Origin of the sequence: Clostridium magnum DSM 2767, from assembly GCF_001623875.1 — a bacterium.
GTDB classification, from domain to species: domain Bacteria; phylum Bacillota; class Clostridia; order Clostridiales; family Clostridiaceae; genus Clostridium_AM; species Clostridium_AM magnum.
On record NZ_LWAE01000014.1, the window covers coordinates 60,489 to 80,197 of the forward strand.

A 19,709-nucleotide genomic window follows, 5' to 3' on the forward strand; every position below is an offset into this window, starting at 1 on the left:
TTATAATCTGATAGAATAAAAGAGTGCTAAAATGAAATGAATAATTATGACATAAAATCAAATTAGGAGGGTAATAGAGCATGAATAAAGGAACTTTAGATAAAGAAATCAATAGCTTAAAAGAAACTCTCTATACTTTGATGACATATAGTAATCTAACTGATGATACTGTAGTTGAATGTAGCCAAAAATTAGACAAGCTTATAGTTGAATATCAAAATCAGAAAAACTTTTCCTAAAGTTTCAGACTTTATAAAAACTCACAAGCATTTCTACTTGTGAGTTATATATTAATTTTCATTTAATTACTCATCTATTTTCTTTAAAACTTCATCTAAATCTATGCTTTTACCTTTTTCATAGAACACAGCTATAAATTCATTATAATCATAATTCTCTCTGTCTATTTCATAAGACATATACTGTGCCTCTACACTCAATTCTTCCATTAGCTCTTCAATTATTTCACCGGTACTATCTACAGCTAATTCATTTAGGTAAGGTAGTAAAAATTCATCATACCACGAATCCCCTTCCTCTTCATCTTCACTTTCATCACTAGCATAAGCCCTAGCAGCACTTAGTTCATCTTCATCAAAATCATAATAGAATCTAAGTACAAGCACTTCACCATCATTGTTTATTTCCTGAACCTCTTCTAAGTCATTATTTAACAAAAAATTAATTATTTTTTCTTTCTCCATAAAAAACTCTCCTTATCTTAAAGTAAAAATTTGCTATTAAAATTTCATTTTATTTTACCACAGATGAATTAATTTTACTAATACTTTTGTATTATGTGCGATATTATATAAAAAAATTTTATTGCATAATTAATAATTTTTACAAATGATGTAATAAAACCAAATTTAAGACTTTAATTTATATTTCCTCAATTGATACCAACATATTCATAGATTGCCGTTGAAAAATATAAATATTTTTATATAAATTTACTGCAAAACGGGAAATTTAAATTGTAATAGCTATACAGATAACTAAAGAAAATTTATTTATTTTAATTTCCTTATATTCCATTTAAGTATATGTATGTATATATTTTATAAAAATGAATACTTATAAAATTTAAAAATTTTTTTAATATATTGTTTTTTTTAAAACTACTTTTTATTTTTTTCAATTATTATATAATCAAGTAGCATACAATAAAATCCGTCCAGTTTACTAACAACTAAAAGACTTATTAAAAAAAACTACTCCTAAAATGGTACAGGCTGGATTAAATTTTATTCGCAATAACCAACGTAAAAACTTCAGACAATGAAATTCTATAAATGGAGGTAATTATAATGAATATTAGCTTAATTGGTGTACCAATGTTTTTTGGTTCTGACAAAAAAGGTGCGGATTTTGGTCCAAAGAAACTTAGAGAAAAGAATATAGTAGAAGTTTTGAATAGGAATAATCATACAGTTTATGATTGTGGAGATATATATGTTGAAAATATAAAAGATCAACAAAAATATGATTATCATTCTACCATGAAATATTTAAAACCTATAGTTGAAGTAAATAGAAACTTATCTCATCAAGTATATAGTGCCCTTTGTTCTAAAAGCTTTCCTCTTATTATAGGTGGCGACCACTCCTTAGGACTTGGAAGTATTTCAGGTGTTAGTAAATACTATAAAAATATAGCAGTTATCTGGATAGATGCTCATGGTGATATAAATACCCACGAAACTAGCCCGACAGGTAATGTTCATGGTATGCCTCTAGCTGCTGCAATGGGTCTAGGATATAGCGATTTAACAGACCTATATTACAAAGGTATAAAGGTAAAGCCTGAAAATGTATTTATAATAGGTGCTAGAGATTTAGATGATGGGGAAAAAGAACTAATAAAGGAACACAATATGACAGTATACTCTACTGAAGATGTTCAAAGAATGGGTGTAAAGAAAATGATGGAAGTAATTCATTCTAAGCTGAAAGATAACGAAATTGACGCTGTACACCTAAGTTTTGACATAGATTGTATTGATCCGGAATTTGTTCCTGGAACAGGCACTCCTGTAAGACATGGAATGAATGTAATTGAAGCTAAATATATTTTGAAATACTTAATGGAAACTGAACTTGTAAAATCTATGGATTTCGTTGAACTAAATCCTAAATTGGACCAAGATGATAAAACTGCCGATTTATGTATTGACTTACTTGCTTGGACTTTTGGATATTTACAATAACCAAAATATAAAACCATATATACAGATTAATCTTCTGCATATATGGTTTTTTCATTAACAGTTTACATCAACCCTAAGAATTTATCTATAAATTCATCAGCTTTCTTTAACTCTTCTTCACTTGGCACAAATTTAAACTTAAATCCTTCTTCTACAACTTTAAATTTTAGCGACTTTAATCTATTTGTAATCATTGGAACTCCTTCACCACTCCAGCCATAGGAACCAAATGCTCCTGCAGCTTTGCCTCTATTTGTAATAGCACATACAAGTGACAGTACATCCCATACAGGTTTAACAGCATCCTGATTTATAGTAGGTGATCCAAACAATACACCTGTAGAGCCTTCAACTAAAGGTATTATATCATTAAGATCCATTGAAGTTATCTCATGTGCTTCTGCTTTTATTCCTTTAGCATTTATTTTTTCAGCTATATATTTAGCAACACTTTCTGTATTTCCATAAGCTGAAATATAGAATATTTGTACATTCTTTTCCTTAGGAAGTTCTTCTGTAGCCCATTTTTTATAAAGTTCTATATATTTTGTCATATCCTCTACATGAACTGGTCCATGGCTTGGGGCTACAATATCAAATTTTAAGTCTTTAATTTTATCAAGACCAGCTAATACAAACTTTTTAAATGGTCCCATGATTACATCAAAATAGTATTTTACTTCATCATAATAATCTACACTGTTGTCTGTAATACTGCCATTCTTAGGACAGTAGTGAGCTCCTAAAAAATCACAAGTGAATATTAGTTCCTTATTCTCTACATAAGTGAACATTGTATCTGGCCAGTGAAGGTTTGGAGCCATTATGAATTTCAAATTAGTTTTACCTAAACTTAATTCCTGCGGTGCTTCCATACTCTTAAATTCTTTATTAATAATATCTTTGAGATATATTATAGCAGCTCTGGAGGCTACTACTGTTGCTTCTGGATAAAGTTCCATTAATCTCTTTACCGAACCACTATGGTCTAGCTCTGTGTGCTGTACAATTATATAATCAACTTTTCTTTCTCCTATTACACCCTTTATATTAGAAATAAATTTATCAAAAAAACCGTCCTTTACTGAATCAACAATAGCTACTTTTTCATCATCAATTAAATAAGAATTATAAGTTGTTCCTTCCTTTGTATTCATTATAATATCAAAAACCCTTAAATCTGGATCTTCTACACCAATCCAATAAATATTATCCTTTAACTTCACATTACTCATAATTAAACCTCCTAATAATATATAAATTCTTTTTATTTCCTATATCTTCTTTTATGAAAGTATTTTATCACAAAAATAATAATTTTTAAACAATAATAATAATTATTGTTTAAAAATTATTATTATATATTTGAGATTCATTCATATTATATTTACATTTAATTCACGTCCATTAAACTAGATAAGTTTTGACTTTTCCCCATTATAAAAAATATACTCTAAATGAAGGGCTCTTGTAAGAGCAACATACAATATCTTTTTATCTAACTCATTGTCAGAATAATTTTCTTTATTACAGTTATATATTACACTACAATCAAACTCTAGACCTTTAGTCATATAAGAGGGTATTATTATTTTCTCCAATTTTAGGTTTTTATCCGTATCTTTGATGAGATCCCAATTATAATTACTATATTTTTTTAAGTGATCCTTTATTTTTTTGCATTCATCATAGTTTCTACCTATAACAGCTACACTTTTTTTATTAATTTTTTCTACCTCTGCAACTATTTCATCTAGCTTTTCTCCAAACTCCCTGTTTGTTTTAAATTCTAGAACCTCTGGTGTCTTACCATGTCTTAACACTGGCATTGCAGGTTTTAGTTTATTTTTCTGCTTCATTAACACCATATTTGCGAATTCTATTATCTCAACAGTAGAACGATAACTTTGAGTTAACTGAACATATGTAGCTTCTTCTTTAAATACTTCATCTATAAGTTTTTCCCACTGTTCAATACCCCTATAGTAATAAATTCCCTGTCCTATATCTCCAACTATGGTAAGTGAATTACTTAATACCATTTCTTTTAAAACAGCAATTTGGAAAATGCTATAATCCTGAGCTTCATCAATTACAATATGCTTATATTTGTATTTATCAGGAACCCCTTCTATTTTAAACTTTAGGTATAACATAGAAGCCAAATCATCGCTATCAATTATTCCTTTTTCAAAATTACTGCTTAATTCTTTTCTAATATATTTGATAATCTCTTTAGGAATCTTAACACTGGTTTCTTCAGCGAATAGTTCTTCATTATTCAAAAAATCCATATATAACTTTCCTGTATCAATCTGCTTCCATTCACTGAAATAATATTCAAAGCTTTCTCTAGACTTAGCCTTTAGTTCCGATTTTCTACTATCTCTTTCATCATATAATTCTATAAGTTTTTTTCTTCTTTCAATACCATCCTCCATTGTTTTTTTTACTCTGGCAATTTGATATTCATAAGAAAAATCTATCTTTTCAAGTATGGAATTTATTTTTTCATCAATCTTTAAATTAAAATATCTTTTGATTTCGTCTTTTCTTTTATTAAGAGCTAAATGTGCCATATCCTCTGCATAAAGCCTTTGAATTTCTTTTTTTACAAAAAGAGTATAATTCTCAACTTTAATATCCTCAATGTCTAAATCCTTTATCTCCATATACTTCACATATCTGTCCATTAAAGTTTTATATAGGATAGTTCCTCTTAACTTACTACTGTTTGTAATAAATTTCAATTTCTTAGTATCCTTCTCTTCTAAGATATCTGAGAGTTTCTTATCTTTTGTTAACGCTTTTGCTTTAATAGACAATATTTCAAAAGCTATTTCTTCAAAGGTCCTCTGTTTTACATTACTTACTCCAAGGTCTGGAAGTACATCTGATATGTAATCTAAAAACAGCTTGTTGGGAGCTATAACTAATATATCATTTCCATCTAATTTTTCCTTATATTTATATAGTAAGTATGCAAGTCTATGAAGAGCTACTGTAGTTTTCCCAGAACCTGCTGATCCCTGTACTATAAGCGCAGTATTTTTTTCCGCTCTTATAATTTCATTTTGTTCCTTTTGTATTGTTGCCACCACATCCTTTAGTTTGCTACTTACACTTTCTTCAAGATTTATTCTTAGAAAATCATCTATTAATGAGTTTCCTTCTTCATTAGATGACTTTAATATTATTTCATTTATACCCTCATCAAAAGCATCCTTTAATTCACTATCTCTTATTAAAAACTTTCTTTTAAGGCTTAATTCGCCACTAACCACTCCCATAGGCGCTCTATAAAAGGCATCTCCAAAGGTTCCACTATAATATAAATCCGCTAGTGGTGATCTCCAATCAATGACTTTCTCATCACCAGTGGTCATGTCACCTAGGCCAAATTTCCCTATATAAAAAGCTTCCTTTTCTCGTCTATATTCCCTAAAGTCTACTCTCCCAAAATAGGGTTGTTCCTTTGCTTCCTGATATTTCTCTAAATTTTTATGAGTTATCTCATAAAGCTTTTCCTTAGTTTCAAGTTCTTCATTATACTTACCTTTAGATTGTTTTCTAAGACTATCTATTTTATCCTTTAGGTTTTTATCGCTTTTTTCGATTTCAAGTATTTCATCATTAATCCAAGTATTAGTATCCTTTAAATTCTCTCGCTCTAATTTCATCTGGTCATAAGTTAATGCCATCTAATTCACCCCCAATCTTATATACAATTTTTTATTTTATATATAAGATAAAAATTTGTCAACTCTCGTAAATACTATAGTATGAAGTGGAAACTTGAATCAGATGAGATTTCAACCCCCACCTGATTCTTAGTTGAACGAATCCAGGGACGTAGCCACTCTTTACTCCCTCTTTGAAAAGAGGAAGTATTAGAGTGGGTAGTCATAGGATAAAAATTTAAAACAAAAAGATATGATTACTCAAATCTAGAATAATCATATCTCTATTATAATCTTATGAAACAGAAATTAGCAACTTTATACGATGAATACCCACTCTAATATCCCATCTAATTCAAGTTTTAGTTCCATAGAAAATATTTAATGGTACTATGCTGCTGCTTTTGTTATATCCATCTTCAAACTCTTTGCTAAAGCCCTTATTAATACAAATGCTATAACTCCGTCCACCATGTGGTGTAGGAAAGTACCTACTCCTACTACTACTAGTACTTTATACATTGTAAAGCCAAATGGTATTACTGATAAAGCCTCTAAAATTGCATGAATCGGAGCTGTTATTGCAATAACTTTACTGAAGGAAACACCTTTCTTTATTAGAATTGCACCAACTAGTCCAACAAATGTATGCATAAATGCTCTTGCTGCTATTACTGCTGGAGCTGACATTAGAAACCCTAAAGCAGAACCTAATCCAACCATAGCTGCTGCAACTGGTCCTAAAAACATAGCTATAAATAATGGTACATGTGATGCTAGGGTAGCACTAAATGGACCTGCTTGTACTCTTAAAAATACGAAAGTTAATGGTATTACAATTGATAATGCTATTAATAATCCGCAATAAGTCATTTTTTTTATATTTTTCATTTTACACCTCCAAATATACTGATGTATATACACTAGTATATAACATATAGTCAATCTTGTAAATAGTATTTTGTTGATTTTTCTAATTGACAAAATACGACATATATATTAAAATACATCCTTAGATATGGAGGTGATTTTATGCTAGTTATAGATGATATTGCTCTTAAATATGCAAAAAAAATAAAAGGTTGTTTTGTTATAAAAGTAGGTGTTACAACTGGTGGCTGATGCGGCGTAGGAACGAGAAACCTCTGGATTGAGGTTTTAAAAGATTTTGATAAGCCCGAAGACTATAAAACCTATGAATATGATGGGGTAAAAGTTTTTATAGAGAATAAGTTGACTTTAGAAGAAGATGTTTTAATTTATGAAAAATTAAATTTACCTATGGTTGGACGAATATTTGCCTCAAAGGGCATCTCTATTAACAATTCCTAAAAATGTGTATGAATTCTAGACTAATTGCTTCTAATTTAATATACTAATACTAATATGTACAACGTAGAATATATATTAAAATTAGTAGTGGGGTGATTTAGTGTTAACTATTGAAGAAAAAGCACTTAACTTTGCACAACAAAAACGAGGTGATTTTCTAGTTAAAATTATTTCTGCATCTGGTGGATGTTGTGATATTCCAGTTAAAGATATTAGTATTGAATTTATAAAAGCTTTCAAAACAAATAACAATTATTCATGCTATGAATACAAAGGAGTAAAAGTTTTTATTGAAAATGGATTACAACTTGATTCAGATGTATTGATTTACCAAAAGCTAAAATTACCTTTAATCGGTAATATTTTTGGAACCAAAGGAATTTCAGTTAAATATATCTAGCTATTACTCATTCTTAAGTTATAATTATTAAATAAATAAGCTTTGCAGCAAAGCTGCAAAGCTTATTTATTTTGTAGTAACCTATCTATTTGTTCTTTCTCATTATCTAATGAACCCCTCGTTATTTATGCAAAGTTTTATCCGATGACTACCCGCTCTAATACTCCCATCTTCTTCAAAGTGGGCGTAAAGAGCGGGTACGTCCCTGGATTCGTTCAACTAAGAATCAGGTGTAGTTTGAAACTCCATCTGATTCAAGTTTTCACTTCATTTATATGTTTATCATGAATTTTTGAAAATATAGATACTGTAATTATAGCGCCTATTAACCCACATAACATATCCCATTGTGTATCCTATTTATCACCTTGAAAACCTAAAAAGTCATCTGATAAATTCCTTGCTACTAATGCTCCTCCCCATTCTACTAATTCATAAAATGCACTCATTGATAGGCAAATAGAAACAACTAGTACAGATACTATTACGCCTCTATTAAGCTTAAGTTTTCGTATTAATAACTCCCTTATAATAAAAGCAGGTATAATACCTTGCGTTACATGCGCTAGTCTATCATAATGATTTCTACTCAGTCCAAAAACCTCTTTTATCAGATTAAATATCGGTACATCATTATATGTATAATGTGCTCCAATTAAAATTATAATTATTTGAATTAAAATAAGCACGTAAACAAGATTTGTAAATCGAAATTTTTTATAAGTATATACTAATATCAAAACTCCTAAAACAACTGGAAAAGCTTCTAAGAACCATATACGGTAACTCTTAGGTTTAATAAATGATAAAACTAAAGCTATAATAGATAGTGTTAATAAACCAATATGCATTGATGTAGGTTTGTTGCTTTTGTTAATTTTATTCATACTTTTGCACTCCTATTTTACATTATATTGTATATGCCTATATCCAATCTTAGTAATTATAATTAAAAACATATATAAATCTATTGTAAACATATAATGCAAATATATATCATGTATTTCTTACTTATTCTTTAATAATTCTAGTTAATTTGAGTATGTACCTATCTTCCTCTACAAGTGCTACATACCTTGTACTTGAAAAACCTCCAGAAAAAACTCTGGAGGTTTTACTATTATTCTTCTATCTTATAAATTTTACCAGCTCTATCTGTATACAAAATTCCATCTAAATGATCTATTTCATGGCAGAAAGCCTTTGCTAGCAATCCAGTAGCAGTGTATTCTACGTCTTGTCCATTCAACTCTTTACCTGTTACTACAACTTTTCTTGGTCTTACTACATCCCCTTCATACCCTGGATAACTTAAACAACCTTCTATATCCTCTTCTTTTCCAATCTTTTTAATAATTTTAGGATTTATCAGTATGATAGGATTTGAATCGTCTCTAAGATCTATTAAAATTACTCTTTTTAAAACTCCTATTTGTGGGGCTGCAAGCCCAATACCATTTGTATTATAAAGAGTATCCTTTAGATCTTGTACCAAACTTAATATCTCTTTATCTATTGTTTCAACTCTTCTGCTTACTCTTTTTAAAGTTTTATCTCCAAATTGTAATATTTCTTTAACTGCCATTTTTTTCATTTAAAACCTTTGTAGTCTTTAACTAACATTAGTTTTAAAACTATAAGGTTTTAAATTATACCTCCCTTACTACTTATAATTACTTATTAAGGCATCTTCAAAAAATAACCAGTCAATCTGCTAGTCTATTTTGCGTCATACTGCGTCGGCAGAATCCTTAGATAGGGTTGGCTATCTGCGGAACCTACCTCCTTGTCTGACACAAAATATCCGTCGCATCTTTGACTTGTTATTTTCTTTCAGATACCTAAAATTATACCTATATTTATTAAAAGAATCAATTCTATATGTTAGTATAAAAAATTTCCTTTTTATTTTCATCATCAAATATAATGTAGCAACTCTTCTTTTCAAGAAGTCCTTTAGTTATAAACATTTCTATATCTACATAAAATTTTTCAATATGTGAATTATGAGAAACGATAATTTCTCCTTTTTTTATCTTTTCCTTAATTTCTCTCTCTTCTTCCTTATCTTTCTCTCTACTTAAGAATTCCGGAACCCATTTCTTTCTATTAAATTTGAGATACTCGTATTTAATTAGCTCCTTAAGCTTATCATCTTTTTCTTTTAGTACTTCTTCATTAAATTCAATAAAAACTTTATAGTAGTCTGCTCCAGACACATTCCTACTGAAATATCCCTTATCATAGAAGAATGTACCTAAAGCTAAATAAAAATCAAATGCAGTTTTAAACTTTGGAATGAAATATTTTAGTAGAGTATTGAATTTTTGTGAATTATAGTATTTATCTACCATCTTCTCAACTCTTTTTAGTAAAATAAGTTCTTCATAACTTATTGCATTAGTTTTAAGCACTTCATTAGGAGTATACGGAGAATGGATAATGCCCCACTTTGCAGCTTCCTCTTTCATAAGTGTTCCTTTTAGCACTTTTAGAAAACCAAGTTGTATTTCATCTGGTTGTATACTATATAAATCGTTAAAAGATTTCTTAAAGGATATAAAATCTTCTCCAGGAAGCCCTGCAATTAAATCCAGGTGCTGCTTTATATTCCCAAATTTATTTAATTTAACAACCTGTTCTTTGATATCCTCAAACTGAACAAATCTATTAATATTTTTTAACACCTCATCGTTAGTTGTTTGCACTCCTACCTCAAATTGAAATCTTCCCTTAGGCGCTTTTTCTAGTACTCTAAGCTGTTCTTCATTCAGAATATCTGCTGAAATTTCAAAGTGAAACGTAGTTTCGGTGTCTAAACTTATTAAATAATTCCAAATTTCTATTGCAAATTTATTATTACAGTTAAATGTTCTATCTACAAATTTTACAAGCCTTACCTTCTTATCTACTAAAAACTTTAAATCTATTTTAACTCTTTCAATATCTAAAAACCTAACTCCAAGAGTGCTAGATGAGAGACAATACTTACAATTAAATGGACATCCACGAGAAGCCTCAAAATATATTATCTTATTATTTAAATCATCTTCTTCATTATATGGAAAAATCAACTTATTTAAATCCATAAGCTTTCTTTTTCCACCGTACTTTACTATACCATTTTCTTTATAATATATTCCTTTAACCCCTTCTAGGCTCCTATTAGAAATGATACTCTCTATAAATTCTCTATAGGATTCTTCTCCTTCACCTTCTATGATATAGTCTACATTATTTGCAGTATCTTTTAAAATTGCTTCACTATCATAAGATACTTCTGGACCACCATATAATATGCTTATATTAGGGTCTATAAGTTTTATTAAGTCAGACAACTGCTTAACATAATACATATTCCATATATAACAGGAAAAAGCCACAATATTAGGTTTTTCACTTATAATTTCTTCAACTACCCTCTGAATGTTATCATTTACGGAAAACTCCATAATATTGCAATTATAATCTAAATCTTTCGTATAGGCTTTTAAATATTTTACAGCCAAATTACTATGTATAAATTGTGAATTTACTGCTACTAAAGCTAATTTCATCCTCATTACTTCCCTTCTTCATAAGACCTGACTATATTCATATTTAGATTATCCTCTTAAACTTCGCTAGATTTATTAATTACATTCTATATAAAATTAAGCACTGTTAACACTATTTTCATTCTTTTCTTCAATTTCTTTTTCTCTAATCTTATCACCTGTATTCTTCTTTTCTAGTGCTTTTTTCTTCGCTTTAATATAATAAATACCGTCAGAGGATTTTGTATCTATAATGCTAAAGTGTTCCTCTAACATTCTTATTGTATTTACTTTAGAGGTATCTTTTAAAATATTTAGATCTCTTAATTTTATTTGTCTTAACTTCCCTTCAGGAATTACAATTTTAACTGTGGCATTAAAAATCTTTGTATATCCTTTATCAATATCCCATATATATAATAGACCATCTTTACTTAAATATCTATATATGTCTCTTATAAATTTTCTTTTATTTATTCTAAGCCATATGCTGCTAAATGAAAAAAATAATATGCAACTATCGTAAAATCCTTCCTTTAATGATTCTTTCTCTTCTTTGCCACTGATATATTCCACATTAATATTATCATGATACTGTTTGTAAATATTATAGACTATTCCATAGTTATCTAATCCTATATCTAATATATTACCTCTAAATACTTCCTTCTCCAAATTTATAAATATTTCTTTTCTCACTTTATCACCTACCGTTTTTTAGTTAAATTTAATCTTTATCTTATCTAATATAATTTCTGCATATAAAAAAAAATTCCTCCATTTTATGGAAGAATTGTGCAATTTTTTATTTTACTATAATACTGAATCATAAGTCCAGCTGTAGTACGTTGGGCTTCTTGCAGTATGTCACTTGCTACTTTACCATACCTTTCATCTCTAGATTCTATCTTTAAATATTTGGCATAAGTACTATTGGCCATAATGGCATTATTTTTAATATAATCTTCTAGAGTTTCATATATTACAGCCCCTCTTTTTGCTTCAAAGGAATAGTCTGTCATAAGCCTACTTATAATCCATAATTCAAATTCTCTATGGTTTTTTAAAAGCCTATTATTTACATGCTGTGGTACGGTTACATCGTGGACTAAATGACAGGCTGATCCAAAAAAGAATAATGCTCTTCCTATTTCTCCTGAATTTAAATAACTAAGTGACTTATTATAATATTTTTCACACTCAGTTAGAGCATCTGAAAAACCATAAAGGCCTCGTTCTTTGGTAATATGATAAAAATGATTAGAGCTTTTAAAATCTTGATCAGCCCAGGTTACTCCTGCATTCAAAGACTTTATATGCTTTTCAAAAAAACTAGCTTCTTCTTTGTAAGCATCATTATATAAAATTCTAACAGCCTGTATCATTATGAATTTATGAACAGTGCAATGGGTTTTTAACATTTTCTTTTTTAACGGATTAACCGCAAAAAATATTCCCTTTAGCGCTTTACCATAAGTTTTTTCTATTTTATTCCTCATCTTTCCCAATGTCACCTCTGCTAATTTAATATTATACTATTCTTTTTGAAATTTTAAGAGCACAAATATGCCAAAAACAATAGTCGCAAGTAAATAGATGTATAAACTCTTTCCTATTTTTAAACCACTATTAACTTCTCCTTTATCTATCGTATATAAGCATCCTCCTTTGCTATCTAGTACTGATAATGTTTTCCCCTCAAATTTTATACTTGAAACTGAAGTATTTTTATTAAATTTAATCTCTTCCTTTATAGCTCCTGTACCTATATATCCGTATATTCCATTATTTAATTTGTCGTAAAAATATATGCAATTTTTTTGTCCTAGAGCACTATTGCTGTCTACAGCTAAAGATTTTATGGTTCCTACACTATTATGCTGATACAGTGGAGCTGGAGGATTAGTCGTTGGGTGATTTTCTAATACAAATTGAGGAATCACCCCTTTATTAGTTTTAAATTTAGGTGAAGTTACTGGGTCCCCTCCACTGTAATCCGGCCATCCATACCATACTCCTTTTTTTATTTCATATATATAATCCGTATCACCTTTAATAGGCCTAGAACCTCTATCTTCCATTCCACCTACTGAAGATATAAGCTTGCCATCGCTACTAAAATCCATTCCAGTGATATTTCTAATTCCCCAAGCTAAAGTTTCACTATTTCCAGTTTTTAAATTATATATTACAACAGATGCATTTCCCGGAAAATGCTCAGGGATTATTTGACCTTTTATACTCTTAGTTTTATAGCTTTGAAAAGCTCCTGTTTTTTCTTGACCAAAATTTAATCCTTTTAAAGTAATATCCTTAGGGGTTACATCATGAATATAAAAATTATCCTTTACCCAAGTATTGTCTTCTCCTACTACACCTGAGTTAGTGGCTGACCCTACTGCAATATATAAATAATCTCCCCTTATTTTTATTATGCTATTCTTATAGTCTCCATAACTAGGAATATTGTTAATAACTTCGGAACTCTCCTGGTTGTCCAAATTATGGCAAAAAATCTTTGTTCCTGAAAAGTAGTAAAGCTTATTATCTACATGGTCAATACTACATATATTTAGATTTTTATCCTTTAGTATATCATAGCTTTTACCCTCTCTCTCTATAACTTGAATTCTATCTTTATAAGCTATGTAATAAGTTCCCTCTTTATCCACTGTAAAATCTACCGAATTTTCTAATCCCTTGTATTTCACACTACAATTTAAACTTTCATCTTTAATATCAATATTCTCCGTAACATAATCTGCAGAATAATATTTTAAAAGCCAGAATACTGATAATACTATGAAGATAAACACCATCAGATTTTTAAGCAAATTCTTCTTAAATAAGTTCTTCATAAAATATATCTCCTCATTATATTTCTTTAAAATATATATATTTCTAACCGCAGTTGTATATGTTAATTTTTAAATCTTTATCATAATTTTCCACATTAAAATAAGACATACAATTTGTATATCTTATTTTTAAAAACTTTCATAAATAACCTTTGGAATTAAGCTGTTTCTTCTTTACTTGTAAGTTCTATATGTTCTTCTTCTACCTTAGATAGTGCCGCAAATATTTTTTTAATGTTTTCGTCTTCTATTTCTTTACTATACTTTTCATAATACTCCACAGCATGTTTTTCTCTTTTACAGGCCATTTCTAATAATATTTCATCACTATCATACTTTGAGTAATCCATGTCTGCAATAACTGGATCTTCTTTAAATCCCCCTATTTTTTTATGTATTCTAGCATGCATAAATTCTATCTTTGAAAGAGCTTGAAACATTTTCTTTACTTTTGAGTCCTTAGCAATTACTGCTGCCTTTTTGTAAAAATCTCCATTAAATATCTCCAATTTAACTGCATGATCTATTATTCTTAACGCATTATCATTTAGGCTACTTCTATCAAATATTAATTCTTTACCTCCTTGTATTAGATATTCTATCGGTGCACCACAAAAAGGACAGTACTTTATATCATCTATACTGTTTGAATCCATAAATGATTCCTTATTAAGTTCATAGTTTTTATCATTCACTGCCATCCCACATACTACACAAACTAAATTACTCATACTAAAATTCCTCCTTTTTTATCCAATAGCTATTAACTCTGAATATAAAAATTATTTTATTCAAGTTTCAACTTATAAAATTTTCTAATTTTAGTATATCATATATGTAAATTTTTGAGTTGTATTTTAATGTAACCTTTTCTCAGAATTCAATAGATTTTCAGTAAGAATATAATGTGAAATAACAACATAGTTATTAATATTAGAAAAAACTTTTATATGATAATCAAATATCATTAATTAGTAAACTGCTAGTTGAATTGATATTAATAAAACTTTAAATGAAAAATCATATACTAAATTTTAAAATAGGAGTTTATTTATGAAAAGAGATAGGTTTTTAAAAAATTCACTAACATTAATCTGTTCCAACTTGATTACAGGAATTTTTGGGTTTATATTTTCTATAATTTTATCTAGACAATTAGGTGCTGAAGGAATGGGCCTATACGGATTAGTAATGCCAATATATGATTTATTTATATGCCTTATTTCTGGTGGAATGATTACCGCTATTTCAAAAGTTGCTGCAGTATACTTTGCTAAAGATGATTTTAGAAATTTAAATAGATCCATCGATATTTCCTTACTATTTGACTCTGTCTGGGCACTTATTATAGTGTGTTTTGTATTTGTAAACTCTTCATACATAGGGTCTTATATAATAGAGGATAATAGAACCATTCATGCCATACAGGTTATGTGTCCTGCTATGATTTTCATAGCACTTTCTTCGGTGCTAAAAGGTTATTTCTACGGTATATCAAATATTAAAATACCAGCTTTCATCGATATTTTCGAAAAACTATTTAGGATAATTTTTATGGTATCTGTAGTAACCATATTTTCACTAAAAGGAGTTAGGAATACTGTAACAGCTGCATATGTAACATTAGCAATAGGCGAGTTTTTAAGTTTTTTATTACTCTATATTTTTTATAAATTAAAAAAGAAGAACTATTCTTTTTCTCTTTCTCCACATGAAGACAAGCTTCAGCTTTTATTTAATATACTGATAATATCTTTTCCTCTATGCATAAACGGTTTTTTATCCACTGCTTTGGCAACTGTATCAGCTTTGATTGTACCTAGAAGACTTGTAAGCTCTGGTATAGAATACAGTGTTGCCCTATCTATGATAGGTAAGTTTAAAGGTATGTCCTTAAGTATTATTTTCTTTCCAATTGTAATAGTTAATTCTATATCCACGGTGTTAATTCCAGATCTTTCTGAAAAATTGAGTAAAAAAAACTTTTGGGAAGCTGAAAATAGAATTTTACAAGTTATTAAAATAGCCTTTTTACTTGGCGTTGGAACCTCAGCAATATGCTTGTGTATTCCTGATTCACTAGGACAATTATTTTTCAAAAGAACAGACCTAGGACCATATATTAAATTTTTAGCATTTTCAGCTCCAATTACTTTCACAGCTGCTACAACTTTCGGAGTTCTAAATGGACTAGGAAAGCAAAACATTATTTTACGTAACTCGCTCATTACTTCAATAGAAGAGTTAATTTTGTTATATATACTGACTGGAATTTCATGGATTAACATATATGGATATGGTATAACTTTAATAATAACTTCTCTTACACTATTGCTATTAAATATGCATGAAATAAAAAAAGAATGTAATTTAGAATTTACATTCTATGAATTCTTTATTTATGTACTTCTAGGAATTTTCGTATTTTTTATCTTATCAATGCTTAACAATTTTATACCTTCATCATTGCTTGTATTTAAAAGTTTTGCCATAATAGGATTTGGGTTCTTTTTATCATTCATCTTTATTATTTTAGCAATCAAAAATAGTTTTAATTAAAGTATAGATAAACACGGACGAAAGTTGACTTATCCTCCGGTATATGTTCCCAAGCTTCGGCACTATAAAAACTTTTAATCAGTCTAAAGCTCAGTATTTTGAAAATCTAAGAACCTTTGATAAACTCGTACCTCAAACACATCAAAGGCTCTAAGATTTTCTAAAATACTTCACTAAGACTGATTAAAAAGTTTTTAAATGTGCTTTCAGCTTTGGTAACATATACCTCCGAATAAGTCAACTTTCTGTTGTAGTCATCTATACCTTATTCTTTTTAAAACAAAGCTAGGAATAAGTCTAACAACCTTTCTTGGTAAGGTTTCTAAATCTTTTCCTCTTATTCCACCAGTAACCGTTAATCCAATTAAGTACATAAACATTCCTATAAGGATAGCTATAATAGTTGCCAACGAATTTACCAAATAACCCATTTTAGCAAAACCTAATAATGTTATAAAGATATATCGTACTGCTAATACGGAAGCAGCCATAATCATAGATGCTATAAAAGGCTTGATAGCATGAGCTATTAAACTTAATTTTACACCTAAGGATTTCTTTATAATTCTATGATTTAAGATAATAGGAATAAGAAAACCAATTATACTTCCTCCTACTGCTCCTAATATATTTATGCTAGGAATTGAAATTAAAAAGTAGTTCGCAACTATTTTACATGCTATGCCTAAAACAGAGTATAAAGTTGCAATGTATAGCTTTCCTATGCTTTGTAGTATAGTTGTTTGTATCTGCATACAAGACATTAATACCAATACTACAGAACCATAAGCCATAATATAGGATCCTCCTCCAAACTTAAGCATACTAAAAACCGGATCACTTAAGACAGCAAGTCCTACAGCACAGGGTACTGCAATTAAGTAGCAAAGTCTAAAAGCATAACTAATCTTTTCAGTCACCTCTTTTTTATCTTTCACCGCTGCAGCTGCTGAAATAGCCGGTAAAATTGCCATTGAAAGAGATGATATAATTGCTATAGGTACATTTAGAAGTTGTTGATATTTTGTGAGAAATCCATATAATATAGTAGCTTGTATTTCTGGTACACCACCGGCCATAAGTCTAACTTTTGTATTGTATACATCTACTATATTTCCAGCATAAGTCATACCTACACAGACTGTTATAGGCACACCATATTTTATAATTTTCCTTATGAGTTGTTTTGTAGTAATCCTTCTAATCTCTTCATCGCTGTAACCCTTTGGAACTCTAAACTTTTTATTCTTTTCATAGTAAAAGATTAAAAAAGTAGCAGATACAAGTGCCCCTATAGATGTTCCTATAGGTCCTCCAGCACAACCGGCTTCCACTCCATATTTTATAAGATAAGCAGCAAATATCAACCCAAAGATTGTATTTACAACTTGCTCTAGAACTTGTGATACCGCGGTTGGTGTCATATTTCCTCTTCCTTGAAAATATCCTCTATAGGCTGAAGCTATAGATGTAAATAAAATGGCTGGTGATAATGTTAACAGTGATAAATATGCTTTTTTATAGTGTACTGCATTCGCTAATGAACCTGCAAATACAAGCATGACAATTGACATTACTATTCCAATTATAAGCAATATGAATCTTGCAATCTTAAAGGCTTTGATTGCATCCTTATAATTTTTAACTGCTATTAATTCAGATATAAGCTTTGAAATAGCGACTGGTATTCCTGAATTTGTTAAAACAAATAAAAATGCATATACCTGATATGAAGCACCATATATTCCATACCCTTCATCACCAATTACTTTTTGTAGAAATGGTATGTAAAGCAAAGATAATATTTTTACCATCATACTTGCAGCTGAAAGTATGGCGAATCCCCTAGTGGTTGATTGTTCTTTCATATTAAAAACTCCCTATGACAGCCTTATTAATACATAATAATACCCCATATGAATACTATATGATACTTTACAACTATAAATAACTTATAGGGTATTTACATATTAGATTTCAGAGCCGAAATTTAACATATCTTGTACTATAAGTTAAACTTCGGTTTTGAAATCCTATAGCTTAATTAAAACTTATCAAATACATCTTTTCTAATTTTCTTGAATATAGGTGGCAAACTTTCTGCAATAGTTTTATTTTCCATATAAGATAATTTTTCCGGACAATCTTTAAAAACTAGCTTATAAGCATACAAAAATTGATAGTTTAATCCATACTTATTAATAAAAAAACTATTTAATTTATTTGTGCCATATTTGCCATCTCCGACTATTGCATTTCCCAAATGGCTTAAATGTGCTCTTAGCTGATGACTTCTTCCAGTAATTAATTCTAGTTCAACTAAGGAAAATGTTCCACAAGACTGAATCATCTTTACATTAGTAGAAATTTTCTTAGTTCCTTTTCTTGGCTCATCATAAATTTTAGATATATTTTCACTTTCGTCTTTAGATATATATGCCTGGTATAGGCCATCTTGAATTCTTCCTTGTATCATAGCTTGATAGTATTTTTTTATTTTTCTTTCTCTAATCATTTCATTTAGTAACTTTAAAGACTCATAATTTTTTCCGTATATAACTATACCTGAAGTATTTCTATCTAATCTATTACAAGGAGCTGGTGTAAAGGTTATTTCTTTTTCTGGTGAATAATCACCCTTATCATATAAATAAGAAAGGACATAATCAGTTAACGTAGGTTCTCCCTTTTTACTATCAGAGTGTACCAAAACTCCTGGCCACTTTTCTACTAAAAGTATATTTTCATCTTCATAAGTTATCTTTAAAAAGTCATTATTAATTCTATTAAATTTCTCTTTCTTTTCTGTAGAAGTTATCTCTCTAGTTTCTAATATATCTCCTTCTATAAGCGAATATTTTTCCTTAGCTTTTTTTCCATTAACTTTAACGTCACCTTTTCTAATACTCTTATATATAGCGCTAAGCGGCACATCCTTAAGCCATTTTCTTAAAAACTTATCTAGTCTTTGCCCTGATTCATTTGGTCCTATTTCAATTTTCATTCGATCACTCCTAATATTTTTGTAATTAATATTCTGTTCTTGATATCAGTAAATTAAATCTCTCACATCAAATCAAAAATTAAAACTCCATGCTTATTTCTACATTAATCTTCAAGTTTACGTTTCTATT

Annotated in this window: 17 protein-coding genes; 4 read left to right on the plus strand and 13 right to left on the minus strand. The window is 29.1% G+C overall.

Going from position 1 to position 19,709, the window contains the following annotated elements; all coding sequences use genetic code 11:
- Window positions 1-80 precede the first annotated feature (80 nt).
- On the plus strand, window positions 81-239 hold the full coding sequence (locus tag CLMAG_RS31230) for an aspartyl-phosphate phosphatase Spo0E family protein (RefSeq protein WP_073393354.1): 159 nt from the start codon (window positions 81-83) through the stop codon (window positions 237-239).
- 66 nt (window positions 240-305) lie between these two features.
- Here CLMAG_RS31230 and CLMAG_RS28135 read toward each other — a convergent pair whose 3' ends face one another.
- A complete protein-coding gene (locus CLMAG_RS28135; RefSeq protein WP_066630588.1) occupies window positions 306-704 on the minus strand; it encodes a hypothetical protein in 399 nt (132 codons plus the stop codon).
- Between the two features lie 606 nt (window positions 705-1,310).
- On the opposite strand from CLMAG_RS28135, the gene rocF reads away from it, so the two are divergent.
- The gene (rocF, locus tag CLMAG_RS28140; RefSeq protein ID WP_066630590.1) at window positions 1,311-2,210 is read left to right on the plus strand and encodes an arginase; all 900 of its coding nucleotides are present in this window, start codon (window positions 1,311-1,313) and stop codon (window positions 2,208-2,210) included.
- A 62-nt stretch (window positions 2,211-2,272) separates the two neighbouring features.
- On the opposite strand, the gene CLMAG_RS28145 is transcribed toward rocF, so the two are convergent.
- The 3 genes from CLMAG_RS28145 to CLMAG_RS28155 all read right to left on the minus strand — a co-directional run bounded on the left by CLMAG_RS28145 (window position 2,273) and on the right by CLMAG_RS28155 (window position 6,781).
- Window positions 2,273-3,445: an FprA family A-type flavoprotein gene (locus CLMAG_RS28145; protein ID WP_066630592.1), complete on the minus strand. Its 1,173-nt coding sequence runs from the start codon at window positions 3,443-3,445 to the stop codon at window positions 2,273-2,275.
- A 177-nt stretch (window positions 3,446-3,622) separates the two neighbouring features.
- Window positions 3,623-5,911, minus strand: coding sequence for an RNA polymerase recycling motor HelD (gene helD, locus CLMAG_RS28150; protein ID WP_066630594.1), 2,289 nt, complete (start codon window positions 5,909-5,911; stop codon window positions 3,623-3,625).
- A 369-nt stretch (window positions 5,912-6,280) separates the two neighbouring features.
- Complete coding sequence (locus tag CLMAG_RS28155) at window positions 6,281-6,781, minus strand: ECF transporter S component (RefSeq protein WP_066630596.1); 501 nt, start codon at window positions 6,779-6,781, stop codon at window positions 6,281-6,283.
- Between the two features lie 541 nt (window positions 6,782-7,322).
- On the opposite strand from CLMAG_RS28155, the gene CLMAG_RS28160 reads away from it, so the two are divergent.
- On the plus strand, window positions 7,323-7,622 hold the full coding sequence (locus CLMAG_RS28160) for a hypothetical protein (RefSeq protein ID WP_066630598.1): 300 nt from the start codon (window positions 7,323-7,325) through the stop codon (window positions 7,620-7,622).
- 356 nt (window positions 7,623-7,978) lie between these two features.
- On the opposite strand, the gene CLMAG_RS28165 is transcribed toward CLMAG_RS28160, so the two are convergent.
- From CLMAG_RS28165 to CLMAG_RS28195, 7 genes are all read right to left on the minus strand, one after another.
- Complete coding sequence (locus tag CLMAG_RS28165) at window positions 7,979-8,509, minus strand: DUF2238 domain-containing protein (RefSeq protein ID WP_242873159.1); 531 nt, start codon at window positions 8,507-8,509, stop codon at window positions 7,979-7,981.
- 233 nt (window positions 8,510-8,742) lie between these two features.
- On the minus strand, window positions 8,743-9,207 hold the full coding sequence (gene def / locus CLMAG_RS28170) for a peptide deformylase (protein ID WP_066630642.1): 465 nt from the start codon (window positions 9,205-9,207) through the stop codon (window positions 8,743-8,745).
- Window positions 9,208-9,499: 292 nt separating this feature from the next.
- Window positions 9,500-11,179, minus strand: coding sequence for a B12-binding domain-containing radical SAM protein (locus CLMAG_RS28175; RefSeq protein ID WP_066630599.1), 1,680 nt, complete (start codon window positions 11,177-11,179; stop codon window positions 9,500-9,502).
- Window positions 11,180-11,275: 96 nt separating this feature from the next.
- Window positions 11,276-11,857, minus strand: a complete 582-nt coding sequence (locus CLMAG_RS28180) for a hypothetical protein (protein ID WP_066630600.1) — start codon at window positions 11,855-11,857, stop codon at window positions 11,276-11,278.
- An 83-nt stretch (window positions 11,858-11,940) separates the two neighbouring features.
- Complete coding sequence (locus tag CLMAG_RS28185) at window positions 11,941-12,657, minus strand: zinc dependent phospholipase C family protein (protein WP_066630601.1); 717 nt, start codon at window positions 12,655-12,657, stop codon at window positions 11,941-11,943.
- Window positions 12,658-12,693: 36 nt separating this feature from the next.
- Window positions 12,694-14,016 carry a PQQ-dependent sugar dehydrogenase family protein gene (locus tag CLMAG_RS28190; protein WP_066630603.1) on the minus strand — a complete coding sequence of 441 codons (1,323 nt, stop codon included), beginning with the start codon at window positions 14,014-14,016 and terminating at the stop codon, window positions 12,694-12,696.
- A gap of 158 nt (window positions 14,017-14,174) precedes the next feature.
- The gene (locus tag CLMAG_RS28195) at window positions 14,175-14,747 is read right to left on the minus strand and encodes a ferritin-like domain-containing protein (RefSeq protein ID WP_066630609.1); all 573 of its coding nucleotides are present in this window, start codon (window positions 14,745-14,747) and stop codon (window positions 14,175-14,177) included.
- Between the two features lie 322 nt (window positions 14,748-15,069).
- On the opposite strand from CLMAG_RS28195, the gene spoVB reads away from it, so the two are divergent.
- Window positions 15,070-16,575, plus strand: coding sequence for a stage V sporulation protein B (gene spoVB / locus CLMAG_RS28200; protein ID WP_066630610.1), 1,506 nt, complete (start codon window positions 15,070-15,072; stop codon window positions 16,573-16,575).
- Window positions 16,576-16,829: 254 nt separating this feature from the next.
- Here the strand turns inward: spoVB and CLMAG_RS28205 are convergent, their stop codons facing one another.
- Window positions 16,830-18,443, minus strand: a complete 1,614-nt coding sequence (locus CLMAG_RS28205) for a putative polysaccharide biosynthesis protein (protein WP_066630611.1) — start codon at window positions 18,441-18,443, stop codon at window positions 16,830-16,832.
- Window positions 18,444-18,619: 176 nt separating this feature from the next.
- Window positions 18,620-19,579, minus strand: a complete 960-nt coding sequence (locus CLMAG_RS28210) for an RluA family pseudouridine synthase (RefSeq protein WP_066630612.1) — start codon at window positions 19,577-19,579, stop codon at window positions 18,620-18,622.
- Between the last annotated feature and the right edge of the window lie 130 nt (window positions 19,580-19,709).